At 44.1% G+C, this 3,212-nt stretch carries 2 protein-coding genes; both read right to left on the bottom strand.

Annotation, left to right across the window (positions count from 1 at the left end):
- Positions 1-3 precede the first annotated feature (3 nt).
- Complete coding sequence (locus SPADD19_RS05870; protein WP_061455501.1) at positions 4-1,752, bottom strand: glycoside hydrolase family 13 protein; 1,749 nt, start codon at positions 1,750-1,752, stop codon at positions 4-6.
- A gap of 204 nt (positions 1,753-1,956) precedes the next feature.
- Positions 1,957-2,976 (bottom strand): DNA/RNA non-specific endonuclease, encoded by a 1,020-nt coding sequence (locus SPADD19_RS05865; protein ID WP_061455500.1) that lies wholly within the window; start codon positions 2,974-2,976, stop codon positions 1,957-1,959.
- Positions 2,977-3,212: the final 236 nt, after the last annotated feature.

Raw genomic sequence — 3,212 nt, 5'->3', positions numbered from 1 at the left:
CTGCTAATTTTCTCTATAAATAACAAAGCCACTTGGCTGAATGGTCAATCGATCATCGGAAATGCTTCCAAGACTGATCAGATCTGCCTGTCCGCTTTCTATGACAAAGTCTGTCTTTGAGTGGTTAAAGTAGGCTTTGAGAATGTGACCTTCATGCTGCCATTCTACTGCCACCACATCCGGCTTTACTTCTTCCAAGCTAATCTTGCCATGCTGAATCATGCCGGCTACTTCTTTTCGTAGCTGGATCAAGTCCTTCATAAAGTTCAGCATATCATTGTCCGCTGACACGCGCTCCCAAGGCATGACACGACGGCAATCTGGGTCTGGTCCACCGATGAGGGCTAGCTCCGTTCCATAATAGATACATGGCGTTCCCCGTTGCAGATAGAGGAAGGCGAGAGCAGACTTGACGGACGGAAGATCACCTTTGGCCGTCGTCAGGATCCGCTCTGTATCATGCGAGTCCAAGAGGTTGAACATCACCTCAGAGATCTGTTGCCTGTAGTACATAGACTGGCTATTGATCTCCCAAATAAAGCGTTGCGTCTCCTTATGCCCCCGCAGGAAATAATCCTTGATACTCTCCGAGAGAGGATAGTTCATCACCGCATGGAACTCATCACCATTGAGCCAAGGTTGTGACGAATGCCAGATTTCCCCGAGGATATAGAGGTCTGGTTTCTTGGCCAAGACCGACTTACGGAAATCTCGCCAAAATTGATGATCGATTTCATTGGCCACGTCCAGTCGCCAAGCATCAATATCAAACTCTTCAATCCAGTATGTCGCAACCTTCAAGAGATAGTCCTTCACCTCTGGATTAGCTGTATTGAGCTTAGGCATATAGCCCGCAAAGGCAAAAGCATGATAGGTTAGGTCACGATTGTTCCAAAGATTATCTGTCTCAACCGGGAAATCCTTGATGTGGAACCAGTCCTTGTAAATCGAATCCTCCCCGTGTTTGAGCACATCCTGCCATTGGGGTGAATCATAGCCAATATGGTTGAAGACGGCATCCAGCATGATCTTCATCCCACGCGCATGGGCCTCTTTCACTAGCTGGCGGAAGGTCTCCTTATCTCCAAAATGACGATCGATTTCATAATAGTCAATGGTATCGTACTTGTGATTGCTCGGAGATTCAAAAATCGGGCAAAGATAGAGCCCTGTAATCCCTAACTCCTGCAAGTAATTCAAATGATCGATGATTCCTTGTAAATCTCCACCAAAGAAATCCAATATTTGCGGAGCAATAGAAGCATCCCAAGGGCGAACGCCTTCTGGAGAAAGGGCTGGATTCCCATTGGCAAAGCGTTCTGGGAAGATTTGGTACCAAACCGTCTGCGCTACCCAATCTGGAACAGCACAACCATCAATCTCATGGATAAAAGGAAGCTTAAATCCGTTCATGACGAAGTCAATGTTCTCCTTGTTATAGGAAGCCACACCCCGGTCTCCATATAAGATCTTCTCTCCCGCTGTATCCTCTAATTCAAAGAGGTACTGGATCCGGGCATGACCAACAGATACCGACACTTGCCAATAATCAAAGAGATCGTCGGTCGTCACCTTGTCCATTTCCTTAGTTGCCTCATAAAGATCCTCTATAAAAATAAAAGGATCCCCATAGTGCAAGACAATCCGTTTGACATCCTCTTTCTTAGTCCGGATGCGAATGTGAAGCTGGCCGTCCTTATAAAGATAGGCGTACTCCGATTCAGGCCGGTGGTAAATCGCTGTTAATTCCATCTGTCTCGTCTCCTACTTTCCTTTCTTTTCATCATTTACCAATTTATGCAAACGATTACACAAAACTCATTCTAGTATACAACTTTAGAAAAAGCTTTGCAAGATCTTGTGAGAGATAATTTTAGACTACTAACTTTTTAAGATTGTAATGCACACAAAAAGCCCACCATTTGGGGGCTTTCTAATCATCTAAATGACTGATCCTTATTCCTTACTTGTATGTCGCTTCCCAAGACTTAGCGCTTGCTCTTCTGACATCTGAACTACCTTAGAAAAATTGGTATTGCGAGGCATACTGTCCAAAGAATACCAATAAACATCGGCACTTCCATTTCTAGCCACATAAACCACTGGAGCCAGTTGACGAGTTGGCTGTGTAGGCTGGACAGGTTGAACTGGCTGTGCAGGCACTGCTGGCTGACTCGGTTGAGGGGCTTGACTTGGTTGCGTCTCTACAGAAGGACTGGCTGGTTGTGGTTGACTACTTGGTTCCGTCGGCACCAAGGATGGAGTCGCGGTCCCCTTCAGATAGTCAATGGTCGCATTCTTGGAATAATTATCCAAGGTAACGGTGGTGATCCCATAAGCATCTACTGACTCTTTGGGGCTACTTAAATTGATTGGTAGAAGGTTGCCATCTCGATCAATTCCTACATATTGCAAGGTCACCTGCCGAGGAATCAATTCATCCCCCGTATAGACAGGCGTCACCTTATAATCCAGCCAATAATTGGGGTGGGTGGCCAGCCAGCTATCGAGCCTTTTCTCGTAGTAAAGCATACCTTCCACATTGCTATCTGCTGTCCCTTTATAATTCCCCGTATTGGTCCAAGCAGTTAGAGGAACCAGATTTTTCCCTTCATTGGTCAGTCCACTAAATTGATAGCCAATCAGATGCCCTCTATGGAACAGCCAGGCCTTCTTTCCTTTGTTTCCATAAGCAATCTTATAATTGTGCCAGCCAACCGGATTATAGTTGAGACGTGGTTCTCTTTTTTTCTTTGGCTCATCCTTGTCCCGCAACTGAATATGAGCTGAGGTCGCACGACCTAAATGATCAAAATCTCCCAGTACGAGCTGCTTACTGCCATTAAAAGGCAGTAGATGAAGACTCTGGTAATCGAGGCCCGTTTGCTGGGCTTGAACCCCTTGTACAAAAGCCAAGGAAATAAAAACCGAGACCATCGCAACAATAACATTTTTCAAAAACCGTTTTGTAACCATGATTGAAACTCCCACATTTCTATCTAGTGATATTATAACAAAAAAAAGAGGTTACAGACATAGAAGTTGGGCAATTTCTTCTCCTATTTCAATTAGATTTTATAATGAGTTTATTTTTACTTTAATATTCTTTAGTATATAAAATGCGGACAAGAATTTAAATACATAAAATAATACAAAACTTTCCTAAATCAACTTATATTCATACCACTCTTCATCTACTTTCTGGAAACCCA

Source organism: Streptococcus parasanguinis, from assembly GCF_001578955.1.
Classification (GTDB): domain Bacteria; phylum Bacillota; class Bacilli; order Lactobacillales; family Streptococcaceae; genus Streptococcus; species Streptococcus parasanguinis_U.
Note: the sequence above shows the minus strand (reverse complement) of the source record. Positions and strands in the feature narration are given on the sequence as shown.